23 protein-coding genes, 1 tRNA gene and 1 pseudogene are annotated in these 26,129 nt (G+C 43.7%); 13 read left to right on the forward strand and 12 right to left on the reverse strand.

Annotated features, from left to right (window positions below; all coding sequences use genetic code 11):
* Positions 1–19: 19 nt before the first annotated feature.
* Positions 20–1,936 (reverse strand): alpha/beta hydrolase-fold protein, encoded by a 1,917-nt coding sequence (locus tag ABDW16_RS20950; protein ID WP_343672431.1) that lies wholly within the window; start codon positions 1,934–1,936, stop codon positions 20–22.
* 235 nt (positions 1,937–2,171) lie between these two features.
* On the opposite strand from ABDW16_RS20950, the gene ABDW16_RS20955 reads away from it, so the two are divergent.
* On the forward strand, positions 2,172–2,561 hold the full coding sequence (locus ABDW16_RS20955) for a helix-turn-helix transcriptional regulator (RefSeq protein WP_343672432.1): 390 nt from the start codon (positions 2,172–2,174) through the stop codon (positions 2,559–2,561).
* Between the two features lie 67 nt (positions 2,562–2,628).
* Positions 2,629–3,345, forward strand: coding sequence for an SDR family oxidoreductase (locus ABDW16_RS20960; RefSeq protein ID WP_343672434.1), 717 nt, complete (start codon positions 2,629–2,631; stop codon positions 3,343–3,345).
* Between the two features lie 145 nt (positions 3,346–3,490).
* Here the strand turns inward: ABDW16_RS20960 and ABDW16_RS20965 are convergent, their stop codons facing one another.
* The gene (locus ABDW16_RS20965) at positions 3,491–3,850 is read right to left on the reverse strand and encodes a helix-turn-helix domain-containing protein (RefSeq protein WP_343672436.1); all 360 of its coding nucleotides are present in this window, start codon (positions 3,848–3,850) and stop codon (positions 3,491–3,493) included.
* Positions 3,851–3,954: 104 nt separating this feature from the next.
* Here ABDW16_RS20965 and ABDW16_RS20970 point away from each other — a divergent pair, with 104 nt between their 5' ends.
* A complete protein-coding gene (locus ABDW16_RS20970) occupies positions 3,955–4,980 on the forward strand; it encodes an NAD(P)-dependent alcohol dehydrogenase (protein ID WP_343672437.1) in 1,026 nt (341 codons plus the stop codon).
* Here ABDW16_RS20970 and ABDW16_RS20975 read toward each other — a convergent pair.
* Positions 4,964–5,935: an AraC family transcriptional regulator gene (locus ABDW16_RS20975; protein WP_343672438.1), complete on the reverse strand. Its 972-nt coding sequence runs from the start codon at positions 5,933–5,935 to the stop codon at positions 4,964–4,966. The genes ABDW16_RS20970 and ABDW16_RS20975 overlap by 17 nt on opposite strands.
* A gap of 76 nt (positions 5,936–6,011) precedes the next feature.
* On the opposite strand from ABDW16_RS20975, the gene ABDW16_RS20980 reads away from it, so the two are divergent.
* From ABDW16_RS20980 to ABDW16_RS20990, 3 genes are read left to right on the forward strand one after another with little or no spacing between them, the layout of a single operon-like run.
* Entirely contained in the window at positions 6,012–7,178 is a 1,167-nt protein-coding gene (locus tag ABDW16_RS20980; protein ID WP_343672439.1) for an FAD-dependent monooxygenase, read from the forward strand.
* A gap of 12 nt (positions 7,179–7,190) precedes the next feature.
* Positions 7,191–7,847 carry a GDSL-type esterase/lipase family protein gene (locus ABDW16_RS20985; protein WP_343672441.1) on the forward strand — a complete coding sequence of 219 codons (657 nt, stop codon included), beginning with the start codon at positions 7,191–7,193 and terminating at the stop codon, positions 7,845–7,847.
* A 17-nt stretch (positions 7,848–7,864) separates the two neighbouring features.
* Positions 7,865–8,662, forward strand: coding sequence for an SDR family oxidoreductase (locus ABDW16_RS20990; RefSeq protein ID WP_343672443.1), 798 nt, complete (start codon positions 7,865–7,867; stop codon positions 8,660–8,662).
* 383 nt (positions 8,663–9,045) lie between these two features.
* Here ABDW16_RS20990 and ABDW16_RS20995 read toward each other — a convergent pair whose 3' ends face one another.
* The gene (locus tag ABDW16_RS20995; protein ID WP_343672444.1) at positions 9,046–9,828 is read right to left on the reverse strand and encodes an SDR family oxidoreductase; all 783 of its coding nucleotides are present in this window, start codon (positions 9,826–9,828) and stop codon (positions 9,046–9,048) included.
* Positions 9,829–9,990: 162 nt separating this feature from the next.
* Between ABDW16_RS20995 and ABDW16_RS21000 the strand changes: the two genes are divergently transcribed.
* Positions 9,991–10,350, forward strand: a complete 360-nt coding sequence (locus ABDW16_RS21000; RefSeq protein WP_343672445.1) for a helix-turn-helix domain-containing protein — start codon at positions 9,991–9,993, stop codon at positions 10,348–10,350.
* A 136-nt stretch (positions 10,351–10,486) separates the two neighbouring features.
* Here ABDW16_RS21000 and ABDW16_RS21005 read toward each other — a convergent pair whose 3' ends face one another.
* From ABDW16_RS21005 to ABDW16_RS21015, 3 genes are all read right to left on the reverse strand, one after another.
* Entirely contained in the window at positions 10,487–11,209 is a 723-nt protein-coding gene (locus ABDW16_RS21005) for an SDR family NAD(P)-dependent oxidoreductase (protein ID WP_343672446.1), read from the reverse strand.
* Between the two features lie 15 nt (positions 11,210–11,224).
* Complete coding sequence (locus tag ABDW16_RS21010) at positions 11,225–12,067, reverse strand: AraC family transcriptional regulator (RefSeq protein WP_343672447.1); 843 nt, start codon at positions 12,065–12,067, stop codon at positions 11,225–11,227.
* Positions 12,068–12,156: 89 nt separating this feature from the next.
* Entirely contained in the window at positions 12,157–12,915 is a 759-nt protein-coding gene (locus tag ABDW16_RS21015; protein WP_343672448.1) for a LuxR C-terminal-related transcriptional regulator, read from the reverse strand.
* Positions 12,916–13,065: 150 nt separating this feature from the next.
* Between ABDW16_RS21015 and ABDW16_RS21020 the strand changes: the two genes are divergently transcribed.
* Positions 13,066–13,626: a hypothetical protein gene (locus ABDW16_RS21020; protein ID WP_343672449.1), complete on the forward strand. Its 561-nt coding sequence runs from the start codon at positions 13,066–13,068 to the stop codon at positions 13,624–13,626.
* A 165-nt stretch (positions 13,627–13,791) separates the two neighbouring features.
* A pseudogene (locus ABDW16_RS21025) lies at positions 13,792–14,139 on the forward strand (transposase); the annotation flags it as partial.
* A gap of 124 nt (positions 14,140–14,263) precedes the next feature.
* Here ABDW16_RS21025 and ABDW16_RS21030 read toward each other — a convergent pair.
* The 3 genes from ABDW16_RS21030 to treZ all read right to left on the reverse strand — a co-directional run bounded on the left by ABDW16_RS21030 (position 14,264) and on the right by treZ (position 18,785).
* Positions 14,264–14,347 (reverse strand) — tRNA-Leu (locus tag ABDW16_RS21030).
* Between the two features lie 63 nt (positions 14,348–14,410).
* Positions 14,411–16,978 carry a malto-oligosyltrehalose synthase gene (gene treY / locus ABDW16_RS21035; protein WP_343672450.1) on the reverse strand — a complete coding sequence of 856 codons (2,568 nt, stop codon included), beginning with the start codon at positions 16,976–16,978 and terminating at the stop codon, positions 14,411–14,413.
* Positions 16,965–18,785 carry a malto-oligosyltrehalose trehalohydrolase gene (gene treZ, locus ABDW16_RS21040; RefSeq protein WP_343672452.1) on the reverse strand — a complete coding sequence of 607 codons (1,821 nt, stop codon included), beginning with the start codon at positions 18,783–18,785 and terminating at the stop codon, positions 16,965–16,967. The genes treY and treZ overlap by 14 nt, the downstream gene beginning before the upstream one ends.
* A 120-nt stretch (positions 18,786–18,905) precedes the next feature.
* Between treZ and ABDW16_RS21045 the strand changes: the two genes are divergently transcribed.
* Positions 18,906–20,645, forward strand: coding sequence for an alpha-glucosidase (locus ABDW16_RS21045; RefSeq protein ID WP_343672454.1), 1,740 nt, complete (start codon positions 18,906–18,908; stop codon positions 20,643–20,645).
* Here ABDW16_RS21045 and ABDW16_RS21050 read toward each other — a convergent pair.
* The gene (locus ABDW16_RS21050) at positions 20,638–21,138 is read right to left on the reverse strand and encodes a GNAT family N-acetyltransferase (protein ID WP_343672455.1); all 501 of its coding nucleotides are present in this window, start codon (positions 21,136–21,138) and stop codon (positions 20,638–20,640) included. The genes ABDW16_RS21045 and ABDW16_RS21050 overlap by 8 nt on opposite strands.
* Before the next feature lie 108 nt (positions 21,139–21,246).
* Here ABDW16_RS21050 and ABDW16_RS21055 point away from each other — a divergent pair, with 108 nt between their 5' ends.
* Positions 21,247–23,523 carry a GH92 family glycosyl hydrolase gene (locus tag ABDW16_RS21055; protein ID WP_343672456.1) on the forward strand — a complete coding sequence of 759 codons (2,277 nt, stop codon included), beginning with the start codon at positions 21,247–21,249 and terminating at the stop codon, positions 23,521–23,523.
* Between the two features lie 90 nt (positions 23,524–23,613).
* Complete coding sequence (locus ABDW16_RS21060; protein WP_343672458.1) at positions 23,614–24,123, forward strand: YdeI/OmpD-associated family protein; 510 nt, start codon at positions 23,614–23,616, stop codon at positions 24,121–24,123.
* A gap of 98 nt (positions 24,124–24,221) precedes the next feature.
* Here ABDW16_RS21060 and ABDW16_RS21065 read toward each other — a convergent pair whose 3' ends face one another.
* On the reverse strand, positions 24,222–25,208 hold the full coding sequence (locus ABDW16_RS21065; RefSeq protein ID WP_343672459.1) for an ion channel: 987 nt from the start codon (positions 25,206–25,208) through the stop codon (positions 24,222–24,224).
* Between the two features lie 58 nt (positions 25,209–25,266).
* On the opposite strand from ABDW16_RS21065, the gene ABDW16_RS21070 reads away from it, so the two are divergent.
* Positions 25,267–26,129, forward strand: an 863-nt coding sequence (locus ABDW16_RS21070) for a S1-like domain-containing RNA-binding protein (protein ID WP_343672461.1), incomplete at its 3' end; no start/stop codon positions are given.

Consider the following 26,129-nt stretch of genomic DNA (forward strand, 5'->3'; position numbering starts at 1 on the left):
CGGGCCGCTTGCTATATCATTATTTGAATAGGAGTTGGGCAAACTCGTAAAGATTATTTCGCCATACAGGCCAGGTATGGCCGCCAGGATATTCGCTGTATTTGTATTTGATCTTCATTTCATCAAACTTCGCCAACATATTCTGGCAGTTATTATAGGCGATGTCTTCTTTGCCGCCCATAGCGATCCAGAACTGCTTCAGGTTGTTATTGATCTTACTGGCTGCCTGCTGCATAAACGCATATTGCTGCTCTGCCGCTGGTTGCCTGCCACCAAACCAGCCAGAACTGAATACGCCCAGGTAAGCAAATTGATCAGTGTTATTAATGCCTGCGTAAAGGGTTTGTATGCCACCCATAGACAGACCTGCCAGCGCCCTGTGTTCCGCGTTTGGTATTGTACGATAATTTTTTTCAATAAAAGGAACAACAACGTGCATCAGCTCATTTTCAAAAGTCTGCAGCGAATGGTCATTAAAGCCTTCTGTAGATACATTGCCATCCATCATCACTACCAGCATTGGTTTAGCTTGTTTTGCAGCAATTAGATTATCGATGATCAGGTCAGTCTTGCCCTGTGCACTCCATCCGCGTTCATCCTCCCCGCCGCCATGCAACAGGTAGAGTACCGGGTATTGCTGATTTGTAGCACTATCATAGCCAGGTGGTGTATATACAAAACAGCGACGCCAGGAACTGGTGACAGGTGAAAAGTAGCGTTTTATGCGTACATCGCCATGAGGCACATCTTTAGTAGCGTAATAGGCGCCGCCAGCAAAAGGGATCTCAATACCGGCAGCCATACGACCCATTCCATAGAAAGTTTCGCTGGCAGGATCGGCAACGGCAACACCGTCTATCAGCAGGGAATAGTAATGAAAGCCTTCGCCGATAGAATCAGTAGTACCCGTCCAATAACCTGCGGTATCCTTTGCCAGGTCATATTTTTTGACAAGATCAATTTGTACCCGTTGCGCCTGTGGCGCTTTCAAACGAAACACGACACGGTTGTCGGGCAGTACCTGTGGGAACCTGGCGTTGCGTACATTAGTACTCGCAGGCGAACCAAGTACGGTATATTGCGTAAAAGTAGACGGATCAACGGGCTTAAAGAGAAACTGGGAAAACATATAGAGGCCGTTTTTCCAGACTTTGAAGTCGTGCACTCCAGGCTCTATATAATAAACATGTGGTACCTTGTTTTCATATAGGTAGTCGTGTGTACGTTTACTAAAGCTGATCAGGTTATCATTATCGCCACAGGAAATCCAAAGTAGCTTCAGCTGCTTTTTCGCAACTTCCGGATCAGGAATCAGCAATTCAGGACTTCGGGTATTAGGTGCTGCAGAAAAACCGCCCACCCAGGCAAACCGATCAAGATTACCCAGGCCAAAGTTAAGCGATTGGCCTCCCCCCATGGATAAACCCGCAATGGCACGGTGCTCCCTGTCGGTAAACACGGGGAATTGCTTTTCAACAAAAGGAATAAGCTCCTGCAGCAAATCCTGTTCAAAAGTAGCGAATGCCTGAATTTTATCAGGCGCCATAATGTTGCCGATAGCACGATCATCCTTCATAGCCCTTCCATTTGGCATGACAACGATCATTGGTGCTAATTTACCATCGGCATACAGGTTATCGAGGATCACCTGCGGAGAGCCACCGTTGAGCCACTCTTTCTCGTCGCCACCAATGCCATGCAGTAGATACAATACAGGATATTTACCTTTTTTAGAATAACCGGGGGGCGTATAGATTAACGCTTTACGCGTAGTACCTACGGTTTTTGATGAATAACGGATAGTATCAATCTTTCCGTGGGCAATATTACTGCGCAGGATATCAAAACCTTCGGGCGCATGGGTAACAATCGCTTGTGCATACCCTGTCATATGGGCTATACACAAAACTACAGTGGCAAGGATCAGCCTTTTCATGTTTATTACTTTAGTATTTTGTTGATACGGATGTGCATTAACAACAATGGCCGGGTTATTCATTTTACGCGACAATAATAGGGTATTTCCCGGTTCTTTCAATGAATACGCTAGCCGGAAGTTATTTTCTGTCTTAAGCCAATGATTGTCAACTTCTAAAACATTCAGATAACATTTACGTTCGTTTTTTTTGACAATTTGGTAATTTTAGAGCGACACTTTTAAAATGAAAGAAATGGGGCATAAAGGAAGAAATATCTCACCCAGAAAAATAGAAATTGCCAATCGGTTTTTGTTTGAGCTTGACAAGCATTTAACCGAACTAAAAACGGGACAAGTAGAAAAGTCGATTGAACTCAATGAGATTGCGGAACGATTGTTTATAGTTCCTAATCATATGAGCGACACTGTAAGGGAAGTATTAGGCAAATCGCCTTGCGAAATCTACGAGAATAAGTTAGTAGAAATTGCCAAGGAAATGCTTGAAGATTTTAACAAGCCAGTCAACGAAATCGCGAGAACTTTAGATTACGACCCTTCTAATTTTACCAAATTCTTTAAGAGTTATACAGGATTAACCCCCTCTAAATACAGAAAATCAAAAACAGAATACCTCACCATTTAAACAGAATACCTCACCATTTATTTCTCTCAGGGCTTTCTAGTTTTGTCATCAATTAAATAATAAAATTATGACAACAAAAAAGACGGTCCTGATTACAGGTGCTAATCAGGGACTTGGATTTGAAACAGCCAGACAACTGGCTGAACTTGGTTATTACGTTTACATGGGATGTCGTGATAAATCCAAAGGAATTGCGGCACAGCAAAAATTAAATGAATCAGGGCTTAGTAATGTGGAGTTTATCGAGATAAACGTAACAGACATCAATTCAATAAAATCGGCAAAGCAGGAATTAGAAGCAAAAACACAACAATTAGATGTGCTAATCAATAATGCAGGCATTTCAGGGGGGACGCCTCAAAATATGTCTACATACGAAATGGACAATTTGCGGAAAGTATTTGAGACTAATTTTTTCGGAGCGGTGCAAACAACACAACAGTTTATTGATTTACTGAAAAAATCTGCTGAACCACGAATAGTAAATGTTTCAAGCGGGTTAGGTTCTCTCCATTTTAGTAATTCTCATGATTTTGCATTTTATGCTTATGGATGTTCCAAAACAGCATTAAATGCCTTTACCGTAAGTTTAGCGAAGGAATTTCGGAATACAAATTTCAAGATAAATAGTGTTGAGCCGGGTTATACAGCGACAAACCTCAATCAATATCAGGGTACACAAACAGTGGAAGAGGCAGTTGGTATAATTGTAAAATCTGCGACACTGGGTCATGATGCACCGACAGGAAAGTTTTTCTGGAAGGAAGGGGAGTTTGCGTGGTAAAGGTTATCGGCAGGGGGGAGTGCAATTGCGATTTGTTTTAAATCGTATTTGAAGAAGTTAAATTTTACTGAACAGGGCTGTCTCAAACATACAGGTGACAGCCCTTTTATTTCGATTAGCATAAGGTATCCCAATATTTCTACTCTTACTTCCGATTGAGCACTTTTTTTAATTGTATCAGATTTTCTTCTCCCCATTTACCCATCACATCAATTACCTGCATTAAAGATTCGCCCAGCTCGGTTAGACTATATTCCACATGTTGAACCTTTTCTTTGTCATACACTGTTTTAGTAATTATCTGATGTTTTACCATTTCCGTCAGTTGTACATCTAATACTCTTCTTGTGGCTTGTGGTAAACTACGCGCCAGCTCGCCTGGTCGGTTATTCCCATTGGCAATGCGCAATAACAGTGCTATTTTCCAACGGCCATTTAACACCTGGCGAATGTATTCATGCCCGCAATCTAACATGGGTATCTTTCTTTCATACGCTGTAGCCATAGTACAAAAGTAAGCATTATTGAAAGCCAATAGGGATAGATTAATTTATCCACTCTTGTGCAAAATATTTGTGGGATGGAAATTTGTGAGCTAAAAAAATGAATATGGTACCAGATACTATGAGGAGTTGGCGGATGGATGGAATAGGAAAAGATTTGTTGAGATTGGAAAAGGTGGCCGTGCCCAATCCAGGTAAGAATGAAATATTGATTAAAGTGAAAGCTGTGTCACTCAACTACCGTGATAAAATGGTAATTGAAAGTGGAAGAGGGTTACCGCTTGTATTCCCTTTTACACCGTGCTCCGATTTATCAGGAGAAGTAGTAGCTATTGGTGTTGGTGTGAGCCGTTTTATTCCTGGTGACCGGGTTATCTCAACATTTACGCCTGATTGGGTTGATGGCATTCGACCAGGTAATGCACGTACACCCTTTTATCGTACTCTGGGAGGTTTTTATCCTGGTGTGCTTTCTGAATATGTAGTTCTGTCAGAAGAATGGTTAGTTCGCGCTCCAGCCAGTTTAACATACATGCAAGCCAGTACTTTGCCATGTGCAGGTTTAACTGCCTGGTTCGCTCTTGTTGAGAGGGCCAATGTAGGCGCTGATGATATTGTGCTGATACCTGGAACAGGTGGTGTCGCTCTATTTGGTCTACAGATAGCCAAAGTACGGGGGGCACGGGTGATCGTCTCCGGACGTCAGGAAAACAGAGAACGGGTAATAGCGGCAGGGGCTGATTATTTTATAGACAAGGCCAATGATAACCTGTTAGAATCAGTTTATACCATAACTGACAATTATGGGGCGGATGTTGTACTGGAGGTTATTGGCGGAGGCCACCTTAGTAAAGCTGTTCAATCAGCTGCCGTAGGGGGCCGTATTTGTCAGATAGGCGCGTTAGATGGATTTGAACTGAGCACGCCAGCAATGCCACTTATGCTAAAGGATGTTACAATTCATGGAATTGGCACTGGAAGCCGGAAAGCCTTAGAGAATTTAGTTAGCGCTGTGGATGATTCGGAATTAAAGCCAATTATTGATTCACAGTACACGATGGAAGAGTTTTTAACTGCACTAGAGCACCTTGATAGAGGGCCATTTGGAAAAATTGTTATTTTATGCCAATAAAAGCGGCGGAATATTTTTTAGGTTTCATCCCTGTATGTTGTTCGAAGACCCGCGAAAAATGGCTAAGGTTCGTAAACCCTAATTGGTAGCCTACTTCCGATACGGTTAATTTTTTATCCTTCAATAACCTGGCAGCTGTTTCCATCCGCAAAAATTGGTAATATTCAAAAACGCTTCTCCCAAATGTGCGCTTAAACAACTGGCGTAATTTCGGCTCACTCATTTTTGCCTGTTTGGCCAGTTCGGCAATATGGGGCGGTTCACTAAGATGCGCCTGCAAATGTGCTTTGATAGCATAGATCGCTTTAATGTCGTTGATATGGGCGCCGATGGCCGGCAGCTCTTCCCGTTTTAAAAGCAGGGCGAAGGTATGGCAAAGCAATTCTTCACATTTCAGCCTGTAATAATGACTTTCCAAACTTTCAGGCACGGGCTGTCCCAACATTTCGCTGGCGGTGGCAATAATGGCCGGTGATATGTCCATTTCAACCACAAAATTCTCCTTCGCTGCTAAAACATTAGCCACTATGGGATGATCTATATGTCCGAATAACTGATGCAGATACTTGCGCGAAGTAACTATCGTAACGCTGCCAAAACTGGTATGCGATGGCATCTCTGCAATGGCGGACACCGCATGCCTGCAAATCATAATGTGGGGGCTTTCCGGCAAGAGCTGTTCCTGCTCATGCAACAAGGGCGGAAATACCCCACTCAATAGTACCACGATGTCTTCCTGTCCCTCAGCCAATTCGTTTGTCCGCTCCAATAGCACAGGTTCCTGCAAATAGTAATTGCGGATCATCATCCGCAGATCTCCCCATGAAAAGCCCGTAATGTATCCATCTCCTTTGCTTTTGGGTACGTAGATAAACCGTCCACTCGTTTTTGCCCCTATTGCCCGTGCAAATTGCTGGGCGATGCCTGAACCCTTGTCAACAACCGATATTTTCATTTAGGACTATTTTAATAACAATTCAGACTATTTTGTCCCTAAATGTAAGGTTAATTTTGCGTTGTAAACGAAGAACATGATACTCAACAACAAAAAAATCGCCATTATAGGCGGCGGGCCTGGCGGACTGACTTTAGCACGGCTGCTTCAATATAAAGGAATAGATGTAAAAGTTTATGAAAGGGATCTGAACAGGGATGTTCGGAGCCAGGGTGCAACGCTTGACCTGCATGAGCAGTCAGGGTTAAAAGCACTTAAAGCGGCATATCTGCTTAATGAATTCAAAAGGACGTATCGACCCGGAGCAGAAAAAGGCCGTGTGTTGGATAAGGACGGCAATATTCTTTTTGACGAACATGAACAGGCCCCGGTTGAAATTGATTTTGACAGTCCCAACGCAAGGCCGGAGATCGACAGAACTGACCTACGCAATCTTTTATTGAACTCCCTGGCGCCGGAAACGGTAGTATGGAACCGTCATTTCGTGGATATGACAGCCGCCGGCATGCAATGGGAAATAAAATTTAAGGATGGCACAACTGCTTTGGCAGATGTTGTTATCGGAGCGGATGGCGGCGGCTCTAAAATCCGCCCGTTCGTTACACCCATTAAACCATCTTATGCAGGTATTACCATCCTGCAGGGAAATGTCGGGAACGCAAATACAACAGCACCCGGAATAGATGAATTGTTGCAGGGCGGTAAGATATATGTTCATCACGCCGGAAAATACCTGCACATTTCGGCAAAGGGCGATGGCAGCATCGACTTCTATGTCAGCAGCAGGATGGAGGAAACCTGGGCAAGTCGTAGCGGCATTGATTTTTCAGACAAGGTACAGGTCATACAATGCTTCAAAACAATGTTTGCAGACTGGGGCAGCCTATGGTTTGAGTTATTCGAAAATGTGGATCTGCCGCTATTGGTAAGACCACAATATGCCATTCCTGCGGACCAAACATGGGAAGCCAAATCGAATCTGACTTTACTGGGAGATGCGGCCCACATCATGGCACCTTCCGGTGAAGGGGTCAACCTGGCCATGCTGGATGCGCTTGAATTAAGCGAATACCTGACGGATGATCGTTTTAATGATACACAAACGGCTATTGCAGCTTATGAAGCATCCATGCGTAAACGGGCTGCGCAGGAAGCGGCCGGATCGTTTGAAATGATCGAATGGATGCATGGCGATGATGCGCAGGACAGGATCGTTGCCTTTTTCAAAACAGCAACAGCATAAAATTGAAATAACATGTCAGACAAAACAACCGAACTAACGAATCTGCACCCGGATATCGTCAAATTTCAAAATGATATCCGTAACCGGTATGCCGCAGACAATCAAACTGCAAAAAAAGGGCAGATTGTTTTTGTTGGTTCATCATCTACGGAAATTTTCCCGATTGATAAACTACAGCAAAATCTTCACCTCGATAAAATGATTTATAACCGGGGGGTGCGGGCAACGACGACAGCAGACTTGCTTCACCATATGGACACGTTAATCTTTGATCTGGCGCCAGGCAAAATTTTTATCAATATCGGTTCCAATGACATTGGCTTTAATGTTCCGGAAGAAGTTTTTCTCGCGAACTATGACGAAATTCTGCGCCGGATCAAAGGTAGACTGCCTGATACCAAAGTGTATGTGATGGCCTTTTACCCGATCAATGCAGTGGATGGCTTCGGTGAAGAAGAGCTGTATGCGCACCGTTCCAACAAGTTGCTGAAAGCCGCAAATGCCAAAGTTGAACAAATTGCACATCAGAACGGGTATGAATTCATTAATGTCAATGCCGGTTTAACCGATGCGAACGGCAATTTGAAGAAAGAACTCACCTTCGATGGCGCTCATATGCTTCCTGCTGGTTATGAAATCGTGCTGGGGAACATGAAAAAATATTTTTAATAATTGCATCACAGTTTATGAAGAAACTTGCACTCGTCACAGGTGGCTCATCAGGTTTAGGGTTTGAATTAGCTATTCGACTGGGCAGGTCGGGCTACGCTGTTTACTTGCTGGCAAGAGACCGGGATAGACTGTCGCAGGCAACTGGTCAACTCCTGGCGGAAGGTATTGAAGCCAGGGGTTTTCCGGTGGATGTGCTCGATGAATCGGGGCTGCTGAAAGTCCGGGAAGAAATTGCTAAGCATTATTCAAAATTAGATTTTCTGGTGCTTAACGCGGGGATCGTAAAAAGTAAGCTTTTCTCCTCTTATGATAGCTCGGACGAATTACGGCAGCAAGTTGATGTCAACCTGTGGGGCACCATTCTCCCGACACACGTGATGCTGCCTCTCTTATCTTCGGGAGCCAGGATATTGATGGTATCTTCAGGCGGCGGATTAATGGGCATAGCCGGATATGCGGTTTATTGTGCATCGAAAGCTGGGGTTATAAATTTTGCAGAAGCATTAAGGCGGGAATTACTTAATAAAAAAATCCCGGTATATGTGGCTTGTCCTGGTGATTTCGCTTCCCCAATGGCTCATCGGGCGGAGAAAGAAGCGCCACTGTGGATGAAAAAGCAAAGTACTGAGAAATTAATGACTGCCGGGGATGTTGCTGAGAGACCTTTGCGTAAGGTCATGGGCACAGGCAGGTTCCTTATTTTTCCTGCGCGCGAAATTTGGATGCTGACGCTTATCAAGCGACTTCCGCGAATTTTATCTGATAGGATTTTAGATGCTATGCTTCCTCGGCCTGCTGCCAATGATAAGTAGAATAAGTATTTTGTTATCCGGTTACCCCGGCGCCCGCCTTTGCCACCTCTGGTATCAATGAAGTAATATATCTTATCGCCTTTGCTGTTGGGGCGTTGTTATATGGTTTCAAGGAACATGCCTTTAGGGCAGGAATTAGCAGGTGTAGTAAGTCAGGCACTGCACTATTTTACCTGGCAAAAAGCGGTTATGTATCTGCAGTAAGGATTGTACAACTGACAAATTGCACATTATTAATGTTTCTCTGTCATGTGGGCTGCGTGACTATAAAATTCTTTTTGTTTCACTTTTGCTGAAAATAAAAGAAGGTGCCTCAATTACTTTTGAGACACCTTCTCTTTGTCATTTTTTGAGCGGACAGTAGATTCCTGAGCAGGGATTTCTTAGTTAACTACCGGAAAATTTCCTCCATCAATGACGAGATTCGCGCCGGTGATATAGGAAGCGGCGGGTGAAACAAGGAAATAAATCAGTTCGGCTGTTTCTTCCGGAGCGGCCATTCTTCGTAATGGTACGCCGCCAACTCTTTCGAAAAGCTTTTCCCTCATTTCCTCTACCGTAATACCTGCCTGTTTTGCGTAATCTTCCAAAAACGCGGTCATAGCTTCCGTTTTATTTAAACCAGGAGATACGGTTACTACTCTTATGCCCTTATCGGCTACCTCTGTAGCTAATGCTTTACTATACGTGTTCAATGCTGATTTTGCGGCGCTATAAGCCATCGTGGATTCCCAGAGGGGAAACTTACTACTGGTAGAAGATATGTGAATGATCACACCGCTTTTTTGCTCCAGCATTTTTGGTAGTAATGCCCTATCCAGGCGAACGGAGGAAAGTAGGTTAACCTGCAGGGCCTGACTCCAGTGTTCATCAGTCAGGGTACTAAATCCGCCACCCGGATATGTGTTTGCTCCCATGTTATTGATCAGTATGTCTATGTGACCGAATTGTGTATTAATGATGCTGGCCACTTTATTTACCTCTTCTACCCGTGATAAGTCGGCAGCAATGAAGGTATCTGTAGCATTCTGATCATCCGGTTGATTTCGGGCAGTGACAATAACAGTTGCACCTGCCTGCTCCAGTCTTTTAACAATAGCTTTACCGATTCCCTTTGTTCCCCCTGTTACCAGGGCGATTTTACCTTGTAATACTTTACTTTCCATGCCTGATGTTTTTTAATTACATAATGTTCGTTTCCAAAAAAATAGATCTACTTTAGTTTCATAAAGTAACTAAAACTGTTGCTTGTGATTATTCTCACATCACTAATTGGCAGTAACGTTTATGTAACTAAAAGCCGAAAAGTGGTAACGTTTATGTAACCAATGAAGAAATTCAAAGCACATACATCCACCTGCCCGATCGTCCATATAATGACCTATATAGGAGGGAAGTGGAAACCCATTATCCTGGGGCGGCTGTTAAATGGAGCCGTTCGGTTTGGAAAGCTGGCGGTACAAATTCCGGATATATCGCGTAAGATATTGACCGAACAACTGAAGGAGTTAGAAGAGGATGGATTGATCATCCGGCATAGTTATAACGAGAAGCCGCCACGTGTTGAATATGAACTAAGCGAGATCGGTCAGACGGTTATCCCTGTTTTGATGGCTATGACAGAGTTGGGGAGCAAAATGCACGAAGCTATCACTGAATATAAGCGTAGTGTTATAAGGGGGCATTGATGAATAGTGGCTAAATAATAAAAATAGTAAGACCCGCTCATAGAGCGGATCTTACTATTTTTGTGCCCAGTAGCGTATTATTTTCGAACCAACTTGACTTGATTATCCGTAGACTGGAAATACTCAATCAAATAGTTTACCAGGGCATGACACCTTGTTCACCAAAGTACTGACCGGTGGGACCAGTTTCATCGAGCATTGCATACTTCGCCAGGTTGATGCAATTTTCGGCCGGCGATTTGCCCCCGCTATGCCCATTGAAATCGGTGGAAGTCCATCCGGGAGTTACGCAGTTAATCTTAAACCCTTTATCCTTGTATTGAAATGCTAATGCCACGGTGTACGCATTCAGTGCAGTTTTAGACGGACCGTATGAGATAGACTTGGCTTTATAGAGCAGCCAATTTTCGTCCTGGTGCCTGGTAAGTGAAGCAAGATCACTGGTGATATTTTCGATCACTGCCAGTTTGCTTTTTTCCAGGAAAGGGAGAAACGCCTCCGTGGTTCTAATGGCTCCGAAAAAGTTGGTTTCAAATACGAAGCGTACATCCTCCAGATTCAAGGGGTTCGTAACATCAGGGCGACGTCCCAAAATACCGGCATTATTAATAAGGATATCCAGCACAATTTCTTTGGACCCATATGTTTTTGCTGCAAGCGTGACTGAATCCTGGCTGGATACATCTATTTCTATCAACTCACAATTTACAAAACCGTCTGCTTTCAATGCTTTCTCAGTACTTTGTCCGGAGGCTGTATTACGACAACCCAGATACACAAAATATCCCTGCTGTAATAAATACTTAGCAAGCTCGAATCCCAGGCCCTTATTGGCGCCAGTAATTAATACTTTTCTCATATTATATTGCTCTATTTAGAAATTATATGTCTTGGTTGCAGATGGTGGGTAGCCAAATGCTTTTTTGAAAGCAAACGAAAAATGTGTATAGTCTTTGAAACCTACCTCCTCAAAAACGTCGAGGGCAGAAAGGCCTTTCTTCTGCAACATTTCATGTGCTTTCTGTAAACGTTGCTGCATAAGCCACGCGTGGGGTGGCATGCCAAATGTCTTTTGGAAATCGCGCTTAAATGTAGCAAGGCTGCGACCCGTGAGATAAGCAAATCTGTCAATATTGACATTGTAATAGTAGTTACGCAGCATAAACGCTTTGAGACTCATTTTATCCGGCTTTCGAAAATCGAACAACAAATTCTGTAGGACTGGATTTACTTCAAGCAATATCATAATGGCTTCACGGATTTTTATATTCACCAGTGCTTCGTTAACGGGTGGTATGCCGTCGTAATATGGCTTCAATGATTGAAAAAAATTGATTAATAAAGGATCACGTGGTAGTTGTAATACAGGTGGCCCGGTGTAATTATCCCTGGCACTTAGTTGTAGTTCTGCGCTCATATCCAGCAGTGTATCGCGGTCTAGCCGGACTGTAATGACAACAAATTGTTCGCCAGTTGGTGGTATTTTTACAAAGCGTCCCAGCTGGTCTTTAGCGAATAGCCGAATATCGCCTGTTTTGAAAAGGTATTTGTAACTGTCTGAATAAAACTCTTGTGAGCCGGCTAATAAATAACTGAGTGCATGTTCCATAATGAAGTGCTCCCCTTCTTTATTAGTAGTATTATAACAGTAATGAACAATTTTTGAACGGTGTACGTTTGGCTTTTCATGACTTCCCTGCATTGTTACTTTTTTCAACAATACAAAATTAGTGTAGCGGGATGTTATGGTGATTTGTTAGTTGGCTCAATTTGGTTTGTTGTTTGGCTCATTTGAGCAAATAGATGTTAAATGATGCCCATTAAAGTAGCTGCATGACAGGCTTCTGTAGAGTTTTTGACGCGTAATTTTTCTATTATATTTTGCCTGTGGCGGTCGACGGTATTCTTGCTTATATATAGTTTTTCAGATATCTCTTTACTTGCATTGCCTCTTGCAATTTCTTTCAGTATCTCAATTTCCCGTTTGGATAGGATATTCTTAATTTGAAAATCAACACTCGAAAATGTTTCACCATTGCTCGAATTAATTATAGTACCATGTGTGTTTTGATCTGCGTGATTAGCAGAAGTAAAGCTATATATGTATAACGCAAGTTGGATACTATCTGCTGACGATGCATAAAATATTTTCAACTCAAGAGGGATATAGAAATGATTTTTCTCCCTCACCCTTACTTTCATTACGAGATAATAATTTAAGCGTTCTTCTGGAGGTTTGTTTTTAATATAATGGAACAGTTGCAGTTCCATCTCGTGTTTTGATTTGAGATCATCAGGATGTATGCAATTTAAAATACTTTCCTCCCAAATTGATTCTGATATTTCGGAGGTCATTCTCTTTCCAATCCCAATATGTTCCGAAATAGCCCCATGATAAATGTAGTTTTTCCTCGATTTTAAATCTGTAAGGATCGCTAATGAGTTTTGTAAAACAGAGAAAATGAAAGCAACATGTCTGTATTTTTCAAGAGACATCTTTGGATCAAGTTCGCCGGCAAATGCCTGATTTAATATTTCGTCACTATATGGATTTGCTGGTTTCATAAAAATGGTCATTTTTTACTATTTCCTCTTTTTTTCTCACTAAATACCTTTGCGAAGGTAATAGATCGGATGGCTATTTAGCAAGTAAAATAAATTAAAACAGCTTGTAAATCAATTACAACAATAGCCGAAATATATTTATACAGAAAAATGAAACAAAAAATCAAGAACATTTCTTTGAAGACCCACATCTGGGTATGTATTGTGCCAATGGTCATTCTCTTTATGCTGATGACCTTTATTCTTATTCCTGGTTTGCAGCAATTATCAGGTAATATGCAGCTTCTGGATACAATGTTTAAAGGTTATGATGGAGCATATGTTCACCAACTGTTTGAGAAGTTGCAGAACAATGGGAAGAGGGCTTATTTGTCACTTGAACTGTATGCTGACGTGCCATTTATTTTTTTATATATGATTACTTTTACAATTTCAATTGCAAAATTGCTTGTAAGAAATGGCCTTTGGAACAGTGTAATATACTACAGTTTATTCTTTCCTATTTGCGCTGGTGTGTTTGATCTTGGAGAAAATATTGGCATAATTACAATGCTGAGCTTAAAAAAGAATATTCCGGAAAGTGTTGTAAAATTAGCATCCTATAATACTATTCTTAAAGGATACTTTCTTCCGCTTACGTTAATCACGTTATTTTCCCAGTTGGTAATTATCGGGTATAGAAGGTTAATATCACGAAGTAAAAATATGTAAACGAAGCTGGATAAGCCTGCAATTTAAATAATAGCTTGCTGTGATACATTGCTTTAAAAGCATACGACCTAATTGGATTCATGAGATTGCATAGGCAAAACACCAGAGACAATATCTCCGGTGTTTTGTAATTCTTTATAGTACTCAACGCCGACACACGAACAGAGACAAAGAGCGGAGCTATTGTTTACAAGATATTCCATCATCCATAAAGGGTATCAGTTGTCATTACGTTTAGGAGAAGTTTTTCGCCATTGTACGAGTAAAGAACAGGCCTTCAAGAAACTGGCTTTATGGTACAATGATGTGGAAGAGGCAGGCCTGCCGTCGTTTAAAACCCTTGCCAGAACTATTCAGCATCACTACCTGGGCATCCTTAACTTTTTCAATAACAGGGCCACCAATGCTGCTGCAGAGTCGTTTAATGCTAAGATTAAAGTATTTAGAAATGCGATGAGAGGGGTAAGAGACGTAGAATTCTTTCTGTTTAGATTGTCTAAAATTTATGCTTAACGAACAAATCCCCCAGATATTCAACTTGATCCATTTAATGTAGGCAGATTGTATTGGGGGGCAAAGAGGAATGATTCTTCTAAAACAAGAAAGCCGGAGAGAATTCTCTCCGGCTTTCGCCAAGTGCCCAGAACTGGATTCGAACCAGCACACCCTTGCGAGCGCTGCGACCTGAACACAGTGCGTCTACCAATTTCGCCATCTGGGCAACTGTTTACCGTGTTAAGGGGATGCAAATGTAAGCACTTTTTCTTTACCTCCAAATTTTTCCTCAAATATTTTCTGGAATCAACAACGCCACCGGAAACTTTTTCAACACCACATCCGCTCCCAAACTGCCTTTCGCCTTAATCACCTCCTCCGAAAAAATATTTTTCCAACGAACCGGTGCTCCCATAGGTAACAAAATCGAACCAAACATCGGCTGCTGATCGGGGAGAGGAATTATCACAATCGCCCATTCCTGACGGTACACTCTCGCAAATGCCAATACATTCGGTGCACTAACCTGCAAAGGCAAATAATCCCCCTCCAAAAAGAGATTTGGGAAATACTTTCTGCAATGCAGCGCTTTGTAGATAAGATACAACTTCTCCACACCCTGTTTCCGATGCCCGGCCAGGTATTCAAACAATGCCGGACCCGAAAGGGCCGTGACCTCATCCAAAAGCTTTGTACGAAGTCCATAATCCACCGGCCGACGGTTATCAGGATCTACATAACTGTAATCCCACAGCTCAGTCCCCTGATAGATATCCGGTATGCCCGGCGCAGCAATTTTTAGCAGCGTCTGCGCTAATGAACTGGTATAAGCATAGCTATCCAGCTTTTCTATAAAAGGTACCAGGGTACCCAAAAACGCCTTATTACCCAGGATCCGCTCTATAAAGTCAGTCGCATTCTGCTCATATCCCTCATCCGGCGATGCCCAGCTCGTATTTACCTTACCTTCCCGAAGGGCCTTGACAATATATTGCTGCAGCCTTTCAACCGCAATGCCTCCGTTATACCCGCTGATAATACTCTGATAAATAAAATACTCATCATTCAATAACGGCGCCGGCTGATTGATTTCCCGCCACTGGGTGATCAGTTCCTCCCATTCCCTGGGAAATAACGACAGCATGTTCAGTCTGATTCTGCCATCTTCCCCTCTCTTGGTATCATGCGTAGCCGTTGTATTCAGCGCATGGGGCGTCTGCTGCTGGCGGACAATCATTAATTGGTGGAAGTTGACAGGCGTAGTCACCGGACTATCCCCCACCTCATTATGGGAAATTAACGCATTGAATACATAAAAAGCCGTATCCTCCACACCCTTTGCCGTCAATGGCCCGGTAAACTGCATCAGCCGCATTAAAAACGGCAGCTTATCCTGCTCCCACCACTGCTCTAACAACAATATAGCCGATTCTGCAGACCTGTTCAACGACCGCATCCGCGTAAAAGTTGAGGCTACCTGCTCCTCAAGAGATACATCCCCCGAACCCGGATATAATCTGTACACCGGCAGGCAAATCATAAACAACCCAATCGCCTCTTTCAATAAATCCCTGTTAACACGTGCATCAGCCAATTTAAGCGTATAACACAGCCTGACCAGGTTCTGGTGTTCACCACCCATATATCGCTCCAAAATGAGCCGTTTCTTTTGCAATACGACGTCCTCATACTTATCCATATCTGGCAACAGCCGCTGATAATAATTATGCAGCTCCTGCTCACCCTCCGTTTTGCAAAGCAAATGATTCGTAAATGACAAAAACTCATACCCGCTGGTACCCTGTAATGCCCACTCCCGTGGCAAACTCTCATTCGCCTCTAATATCTTCTCCGCTATGATATAGCAATGACTGCCAAACAATTGCCTTAGCCGCTCAATGTAAGTGCCCGGATCCTGCAATCCATCAATATGATCTATCCTTAACCCCTGCACCAGGTTCTCTCTATATAAGCTATGCAGGAAAGTATGATACTCATTAAACACCTCCTGCGTCTCCATCCGCAACGTAATCAACTCATTCACCGTAAAGAACCGCCGGTAATTGATCGCCTGATCCGCATCACTCCAGCATGTGAGCTGGTAATATTGTTTTTCGGAAATTTTACTCAATAACTCAGTGTCATTATTCACCTTTTCCACCAATGCCCGCAGCATGCTCATATCCTTTACCCCCGCCATCAGTTGCATTTTCTGATTACTCCAGTCTTCCAGCGATGTACCCGCAGTTGCCCGCTGGTACAAAGCAGAAAGTAAATTTAATAATGGCAGGGCATCACTGTCAGAAAGCTGCTCACTAATCAGATCATATGCAGCTACCGAAAGCGGAAATACCTGCTGATAATAATTCAATGTAAACCCCGCTGGTGTCACCGCCAGCTTAATTTCATGATCAACAATACAAGCTTCCAGCGGCTTCCCCAGAAAAGGTGCCATCAGCTTCCCCGCAAAATCAGGATGATGCCAGTCAATATCAAAATAAGCATAGTAAGGTGACAACGGTCCCCTTTCCAGTACATCATACAACCTCGTATTATCCGCATGATAAGCCATATGATTCGGCACGATATCCTGTAGCCAGGTCATATCGTGCTGTTCCAGCAGCTGATGAATCTCCCGCAGTTCCTCAATCGTTCCTATCTCAGGGTTGATGACATGTGGATTTGTTACATCATAACCATGCAGACTACCCGGCGTCGCTTTAAAGATGGGCGATGCATAAATAGTAGAGATACCTGATTTATGCAGATAAGGTATCAGCTCTTTCAGTTGCTTAAAGGTAAACCCCGCGTGAAACTGAATACGATATGTAGCGGTCGGCGGATTATATGATCTCATAAATTATGGCTGAATATGGTTGTAAAGTAATTGCAGTATCGGCTGTAACTTTGTCCGGTGCTGTAGGACCCGGCCCCTGCCAGATAGCTACCGATGAATCGAACTTTTTATGTAACAAGTGAGGACGGTTGTGCATAAACACCGCCTGCCGATCACTGCAATTGAACAGGAGCAACAAACGATCATCATTGCCGGCACGTTCTACCGACAATATAACATCTCCGGGTTGCGGCATGTTCACCCAGATATTATCTCTTTCTGTATTCAACAGCGCTCTCCTCGTTTTGCGCAACGCAATCAGGTAACGATAATATTCCAGCAAAGGTCCCGGTGCCGGCCATGAAAGTATCGATTGCTCAAATGTGCTCTCTGCCTGGGGATCAGGTACATTTTCCGTCCATGAAAATGTTTTAAATTCATGCTTACGTCCTTCACTCACCCTTTTCGAAAGCGCTTTATCTTCAAAACTCGTGAAATATAAAAACGGTTTTTTCTCTCCATATTCCTCACCCATAAATAACATGGGAACATGCGGAGATAACAGCAGGAGCGCCGCCGCCAGTTTATTTGCTTCCAGTGGCAACTGTGCCATCAGCCGGTCTCCCAGCACCCGGTTACCTACCTGGTCATGGTTTTGGGTAAACACAATAAACCTGTCATACGGAATACCCTGTGGTATTACACCAAACTTTCGCTTTCTGTGCCGGGAATACTGTCCGGTATACACGTAACTATCCCGCCACGACCTGGCGAGTGCCGGCAATCCGTCAAAGTCTTCATAGTAGCCATCCTGCTCTTTCGTTAGCACCACATGCAGGGCATGATGAAACTCATCCACCCATTGTCCATGCATACCATACCCACCTTTATCAGGTTGTGTGATATACCTGGGATTGTTGAAATCTATTTCTGCTATGAGGATTTTTTTTCGCCCTGTGGTATGCGACAATGCATTCACTGCTTCAGCCAGTTCTTCCGTAAAATGCTTTGCACTACTATCCCAGATCGCATGCACTGCATCCAGCCGCAAACCATCTATCCGATACTCTTCCAGCCACATCAGTGCATTGCGTATATAGTAAGCTCTCGCCCCATCTGAATGCTGATCATCAAAGTTGATCGCAGCTCCCCAGGGTGTTCTGTACTTCTCTGTATACCACGGACCAAAATCAGAAAAGTACGCCCCCTCCGGTCCCAGGTGATTATATACGACATCGAGTATCATTGCGATACCATATTGGTGTGCTGCATTTACCAGCGCCTTCAGTTCATTTGGTGTACCATACGTATTGTGCACTGCATAAGGAAATACACCATCATATCCCCAGTTGCGATGACCGGGGAACTGAGCAATGGGCATGATTTCGATGGCATTAATCCCCAATGATCGCAGGTAGCTGAGTTTGGAAAGTATGCCCTTGAAGTTCTGCAATGGTGTGAAAGTACCTGTATGCAATTCGTAGATAATCATCTTGTTCAGGTCGAGTCCTTGCCATCCTTCGTCAGACCAGTTGAAATTATTTGCTACCAATGCAGATGGCCCATGTACACCTTCGGGCTGGTAACGTGATGCCGGATCAGGGCGTTGTATCTTTCCATCCAGTAAATATTTGTAAGTCATACCCGGTGTGGCGTCGGGTACAATTACCTGCCAGTAGCCTTCGTCATTTTTCTGCATGGGAATAGTAGCAGGCTCCGGTGTTAATACAGACAATGCAACAGATTCTCTGAGGGGCGCCCAAACACTAAACAGCCCGGCTCCGTTGTCAAGAATGGCAGACCCGGTGAATGTATATGATGTTCTCAATTAAACCAGTTTTGACATTTTACCGAAAATAATATGCCAGTGGGTTTACGGCCGCTTTCGGTGTTTTATTTCTACAGTATGACCGGCTTAAAAATTGCACTTTGCAAACAAAGATATTTTATGTGGTGGAAAGAAAGTATCATTTACCAAATATATCCCCGCAGTTTTAAAGACAGCAATGGAGACGGAATCGGAGATCTGGCGGGCATTATATCAAAACTGGATTACCTGGAAAGTCTGGGTATAGATACTGTATGGCTCAATCCTGTTTTCAGTTCTCCCAACGATGACAATGGCTATGATATCAGCAACTACTATGATATCATGAAAGAATATGGCACCATGAAGGAGTTCGATATCTTACTGGAAGGACTGCATGAACGAAACATAAAATTGTTGCTGGACCTGGTAGTGAACCATACCAGTGACGAACATCCATGGTTCAAAGAAGCCCGCCTGTCAAGGGACAGCCGTTATTACAACTATTACCACTGGTGGCCCGCTGAAAAAGGAGAACCTCCTTTCCGGTTTAGTCATTTTGATCCTTCAGGCCGGGCGTGGACTTACAATAAAGCGACTGATAGTTATTACCTCCATTACTTCTCCGCAAAAATGCCCGACCTGAACTGGGAAAATCCACTGGTGCGAAAGGAAGTATACAATATTATGCGCTTCTGGATCCAGAAAGGTGTAGATGGTTTCAGGCTGGATGCCATCTGTTATATCAGTAAAGATACCACCTGGCCGGAGGTTGAAACCCACGACTGGGGCGCTTATTATGCCCACGGTCCTCATTTGCATGACTACCTGCAGGAGATGAACAGGGAAGTGCTGGAAGGAACCAATATCACCACGCTTGCAGAGGCAGCGGGTATCACCATAGACGAAGCCTTACACTTCGTGGAAGAAAACAGGAAAGAACTGCACATGCTCTACCACTTTGAAGGTATGCACCTGGGTTATCTCAAAGATGCTTACAAACGTCCTGACCCCAAAGGCATTGACCTTGTAGAATTAAAAAGACTTTATACAAGTTGGGACAACATCTACGAAACAGGTGGCTGGGGCACCATTTACCTCACCAATCATGACCAGCCCAGGATGGTGAGCCGATGGGGAAGCGACATCGAGACCTACAGGGAAGTATCTGCGAAAATGTTAATTACTTTTTTACTCACCATGCGCGCAACGCCCATCTTTTATAACGGCGATGAGATTGGTATGACGAATATCCGATTTGAAAACATAGACGACTACAAGGATATTGACACTATCAATATGTACAAATACCTGCAAAACAAAGGTGAAGACACTGCCCGTTTTTTACTGGATCAGCAAATAGCTGCGAGGGATAACAGTCGTACACCTTTCCAATGGGATAACAGCAAACATGCGGGTTTTACTGACGGTACTCCATGGATCAAAGTAAACGACAACCATACCTTTATCAACGAAGCTGCACAGGAAAATGACGAACGCTCTATTCTACAGTTCTTCAGACAGGTGGTACTATTGCGTAAACACCAGCCGGTATTGGTGTATGGAAAGTATGAGTTGTACGATGCAGCACACCCCAGGGTATATACCTACACCCGCGTACTGGATGAAACCATGTTCCTGGTAGTGCTTAACTTTTCAAAGGAAACCGTTGTGTATACATTACCATTCCTGCTGGAGGCCGATGCAGAACCATTAGTAAATAATATGCTGACTTTTGAACTGCATGGAGGAATTTTAACCCTCGCCCCATACCAGGCCCTGATATTCGGACCTTTGCCATCAGTAATGCCAACTGCCGCTGCTGCTGCAATAAAAGCCACGCCAATGCCGCTCGAAGAATCGGGAGAAATGGCTATTTAAACAAACTTAATGGATGCTCGATACCTGCCAGCATAATGGTATCAGAAAATTTCAGCCCTAATTTTTCTAAGAGTGCAAGAGAATGTTTGTTGTCAGCACGTGCTATTGCTACGATATGTGGCAGGTGAAGAATATTATATCCATAATCCAGCACTGCTTTCGTGGCTTCGTACGCGTAGCCCTGACCGGTATATTCCGGCAGAAGGGCGAAGCCTACGTCTACATGTTCCAATCCGTCCCTTTTGATTAATCCACTCATGCCAATAGGAGTATTGGTATCCTTCAATGCCACTAAAAATAACCCGAAGCCCCTCAGTGAATAGCTGGCCAGCGGGCCATTGATCAGGTATTGTTGCGCATCTGCCTCTGTCTGAATATTTCTGTCACCGAGAAACTGGATCCAGGTGGGAGAATTGAGCAATGTCATAATAAAAGGTGCGTCGTCAAGAGTAAACTTGCGCACAATCAGGCGTTCTGTTTCGCAGATTAACATAGTAGAGCTGGGTTTTGCTAATTATTTCCTTACTTTTGGCAATGGTCACGTTTTTGAATGTTTTTGCCAACTTAATCTTTTTGTATAACAGGTCTAAATTTATGTGAATTGAAGAAGAATTGCACAGTTTCAACGTTATTTTCTACTATCATGCTGGTATCCAGCCTGTTGTCACAGGCGGGGTATGCACAGGATAAATCTCTTACCGGATACGTCAATCCGTACATTGGTTCGCAGGGCCATGGACATGTGTTCGTAGGTGCGAATGTACCTTATGGTGCAGTGCAGCTGGGGCCCAGCCAGACGATGCAGACCTGGGACCAGTTCAATGGCTGGGATTGGTGTAGCGGTTACAATTACATCAGTGAAGATATTCTTGGTTTTACACATACCCATTTGAGTGGTACCGGTATCGGGGATCTGAATGACCTGATGATCGTTCCTGCCAGTGGTCACCTGGAGTTACAGCCTGCGCACCGCCTGGATATGAGCACCGGTTATGGTTCTAATTTCAAGAGAGCTAATGAAGTGGTAAAACCTGGTTACTACGCAGTGTACCTGGATAAATACAAGGTAAAAGCAGAACTGACTGCGACTACAAGAGTAGGTTTTCACCATTACCATTTTGACAATGCTGATAGCGCTCACCTGCTGTTGGACCTGGAATTCAACATGTGCTGGGATGCTCCTGTAGAGACGACGATCAAAAAAATAAATGATACCACTTTTGTAGGTTATCGTTTTTCCAAGGGATGGGCGAATGATCAGCGTCTTTTCTTTGCTATCAAAACTTCACAGCCTATTACACAATTAAACCTCTTTAACCTCAATGATGCAGTAGCGGGTGCTGAGGCAAAAGGCAAAGGGGTAAAAGCAGCGATGTATTTTGATGCTAATAAGAATGCTGACATCTACCTGAAAGTAGGTGTTTCTCCGGTGAGTGAAGAGAATGCACTGGGCAATATTGCTGCTGAAGTGCCGGGGTGGAATTTCGAAAAGGTAAAAGCGGGTGCTGATTTAGCATGGAATAAAGAACTGAACAAGATCGATTTCTCTGCAGATGATGCAACGAAGACGACCTTCTATACTGCGCTGTACCACAGCCATTTCTTCCCTTCTGTGTTCAACGATCACAATGGTGATTACCGGGGTACCGACAAGAAAGTATATACTAACCAGAAATTTACGAACTATACGGTAATGTCGCTGTGGGATACCTATCGCGGTCTGCATCCTTTGATGTCTGTGATTGACCCTGCGCTGGTAAAAGATATGGTGCATTCCATGCTGATGATTTACAAACAACAGGGACGCCTGCCGGTATGGCCGTTGGAAGGGTGTGAGACCGATTGTATGATTGGTAATCCTGCTATTCCTGTGATTGCAGATGCTTATATGAAAGGGTTGATTGATCCTGCTGATGTAGCGCTAGCATACGAAGCGGTGAGGAATACTGCTATGAGAAAAGCGGGTGGTTTGCAGTTTGTACAGGAGTTAAAATATATTCCTGCTGATAGCATGACTATTGAGTCTGTAGCATGGGGAATGGAATATGCTATTGCTGATTTTGGGGTGGCACAGATGGCGAAGAGACTGGGGAAAGTAAAAGATGCTGCATATTTTACGAAGAGAGCGGGTTTATATAAGCAATACTGGGATGCTGCTGAAGGGCACTTTGTAGGTAGGATGGCAGATGGTAGTTTCAGAAAGGGATTTGATCCGCTGGAGGCTAAGCATCGTTCTAATGATTATTGTGAAGGTAATGGATGGCAGTATACCTGGTTAGTGCCACAGGATGCAAAGGGATTGGTGAACCTGTTTGGTGAAAAGAAATTTCAGACTTCGCTGGATTCTTTTTTTAACATGTCTTCTTCCCTGGGGCAGGGTAGTTCTCCTGATATTTCTGGTATGATTGGACAGTATGCGCAGGGGAATGAGCCTAGTCATCATGTGGCGTATTTGTATGCGGTGATTGGTCAGCCATGGAAGACTGCGGATATTGTGAGGGAGGTGATGGAGAAATATTATACGAATGCTGCTGATGGGTTGTGTGGTAATGAAGATGCGGGGCAGATGAGTGCGTGGTATGTGTTGTCTTCGATGGGTTTTTATCCGATGAATCCAATGAATGGTACTTTTGTATTTGGGTCTCCGTTGATGGATGAGGCGGTGATTAAATTAGGGGGGAATAAGAGATTTGATATTGTGGTGAAGGGGAATAGTAAGGAGAATAAGTATATTCAGAAGGTGGTGTTGAATGGGGTGGTGTATAATAAGTCTTATTTTTTGTATAGGGATATTATGAAAGGGGGGAAGATGGAGATTTATATGGGGAGTAAGCCTTCGGCTACTTTTGGGGTGAAGCAGGGGGATAGACCTGTGTGATGGAGTGATTGGCAGTCTTGTCTTTAACAGAATAGAATCTTTTTTAATCGGTTTTGTCGTCAGGCAAAACCGATTTTTTATATTTATCCTATGATAAAATTCAAAGCCACTATCAAAAAATACGAGAAAATGGGAGAGAAAACAGGCTGGTCGTATATCGACATCCCCATTGAATTGTCTGAAAAACTAAAACCCGGATACAGGCAGTCATTCCGGGTAAAAGGCAAGCTCGATAAATTTGAGATAGCAGGTGTAGCATTGATCCCTATTGGGGAGGGGCATTTTATCATGGCATTGAATGCCGACCTGAGAAAAGGCGTTGGCAAGCGTGCCGGCGCAGAACTACAGGTACAGATCCAGGTGGATGACAATCCGGATCCCGTAAGCTCTCCTGAATTTATGGAATGCCTGGCAGATGAACCAGATGCACTGGCCTTTTTCAATACCCTGACCAAAGGCCACCGAAATTATTTTATGAAATGGATTGAAAGTGCTAAAACCCCGGCTACCAAGGCAAAAAGAATTGCTATGGCAGTAACCGGTCTGGCAAGGAAGATGGATTACGGCGCTATGATCAGGGCTAATAAGAATGTGAGCTAAGTGAGCACACTGGCTATATTTCTGTATTCGCTTCCAGCAAAAACGTTAGCTAAGTGAGCACACAGGCAGTATTTCTGTATTCACTTCCAACAAAAACATCAGCTAACCGCACTCACAGGCACCATTTCTGTATTCGCTTCCACTTCCACGGTGGTATGTAATTTTTGCATCTCCAATACAGTACCCTTTGCCGTTTCCCTATACATGGGTACGAACTTATGGTTGTATATTATTTCATGAAAAGTGTAGGATGTTCTTTGCTGTACCACATTTGAATAGATATCATTGAACCCTTTGATCAATACATACAATTCCAGGTCCGCTACCTTGATATCTTCTGCTGTAAATCCCAGCAGGGGACTTTGTTCATCTATCACATGCACCACCGTCCAGTTCATGGGCAGACTTTGAATCTTATGTCTTTCCAGGGGTAACTCATAGTAGCGATAAGTTTGTTTCCCATCTTCATGGATCTGCATGGCAGCATTTACCTGTACGGTCACATCCGTAAGGGTATGGCCATCTTTGTAGCAGGCAAAGCGGAACATAAGGGCGCTGCCACCTTTGAAGGGAGTAATGAGGGCATTATTGCTAAAAGCCAGGTGTGCCTTTGGACGGGCAAACCGACCATAAATCAGACCCGTTATGACCGCAAAGGAGAGAAATCCGCTCATTGCCTCAATAGAAGCGACGAAATTGGCCCCGTCACCTACCGGGTTGACACGGCCATAACCCACTGTAGTAAAGGTTTCGGTGCTGAAATAGTAAACTTCCTTAAAAATACCCCAGGCACTATGGGAACCGATGCCCTGTAATTCAGCAGCGCCAATAACCAGGTAAATACTGGTATAAATGAGGTTGACCAGGATAAAGGCACCGACTATGACCAGGACAAAAGCCCAGGTAGGCAGATTGAGCATAATATGGAAAAGAGAGTACCTGTTCCAGATATGATTGCCTTCTTTCCGGAGGTTAAAACTCCCGTCTTTATTGATAAACCGGTCCCCATAGCTGCTGATTGTAGCGCTGAACCCGGTATCTTCGTTTGTTTTCGAGAAAGGATTGATATGTTTGAGTAAGGCCATAAACCTGCGTTTGACCACAAATCTACTTACCTTTGCGATTATTCAAATATTATATTACATGTATAAGGTAGGTGAATTTAACCTTTTAAGAGTGAAGAAGGAGAGTGAGTACGGCTTGTTCCTGGATGGTGTGGAGCAGGAAATACTGATGCCAAAACGTTTTGTACCGGCAGGGGCAAAGAAGGGGGATGAGCTCAGGGTGTTTATTTATCATGATTCGGAGAATCGCCTCACGGCGACTAACCAGGAGCCTTATGGTGTAGTGGGCGATATTGTGAACCTGAAGTGTACAGGGGTTACTGAACAGGGGGCTTTTCTGGATTGGGGGTTGATGAAGGATTTGTTTGTGCCGGCGAGTAAGCAGATGAGCAGGATGGTGAAGGGGCAGGATTACCTGGTGAAGATTTACCTGGATGAGCGGACGGGTAGGGTAGCAGCTACTGAAAAATTAGATCCGTATTTGAGTAATGAGGAGCTGACGGTGAAGGAGCAGGATCCGGTGGAGTTGATTATATATAGGAGAACAGATTTAGGGTTTGTGTGTATTGTGAATCAAAAGCATACTGGGTTGTTGCATTATGGAGATGTGTTTGGTGTGGTGGATATTGGGGATAAGTTGAAGGGGTTTGTGAAGGCGGTGAAGGATGAGAATAAGCTGGATGTGTCTGCGGGGGAGATGGGGTATAAGAGAGTGGAGAATGAGGGGGAGAAGATTTTACGGTTGCTGAGGGAGAATGACGGGTATTTGCCTTATCATGATAAGTCTGATCCGGAGGAGATTTATGCGTTTTTTGGGATGAGTAAGAAGACGTTTAAGATGGCGACGGGGAGTTTGTATAAGGCGAGGAAGATTGAGTTTACGAAGACGGGGATTAAGTTGTTGGAGGAGGAGGACGGGGCCTGGGGCAGCAAGGAAGAGCC

Source organism: Chitinophaga sp. (assembly GCF_039596135.1).
Lineage (GTDB): Bacteria > Bacteroidota > Bacteroidia > Chitinophagales > Chitinophagaceae > Chitinophaga.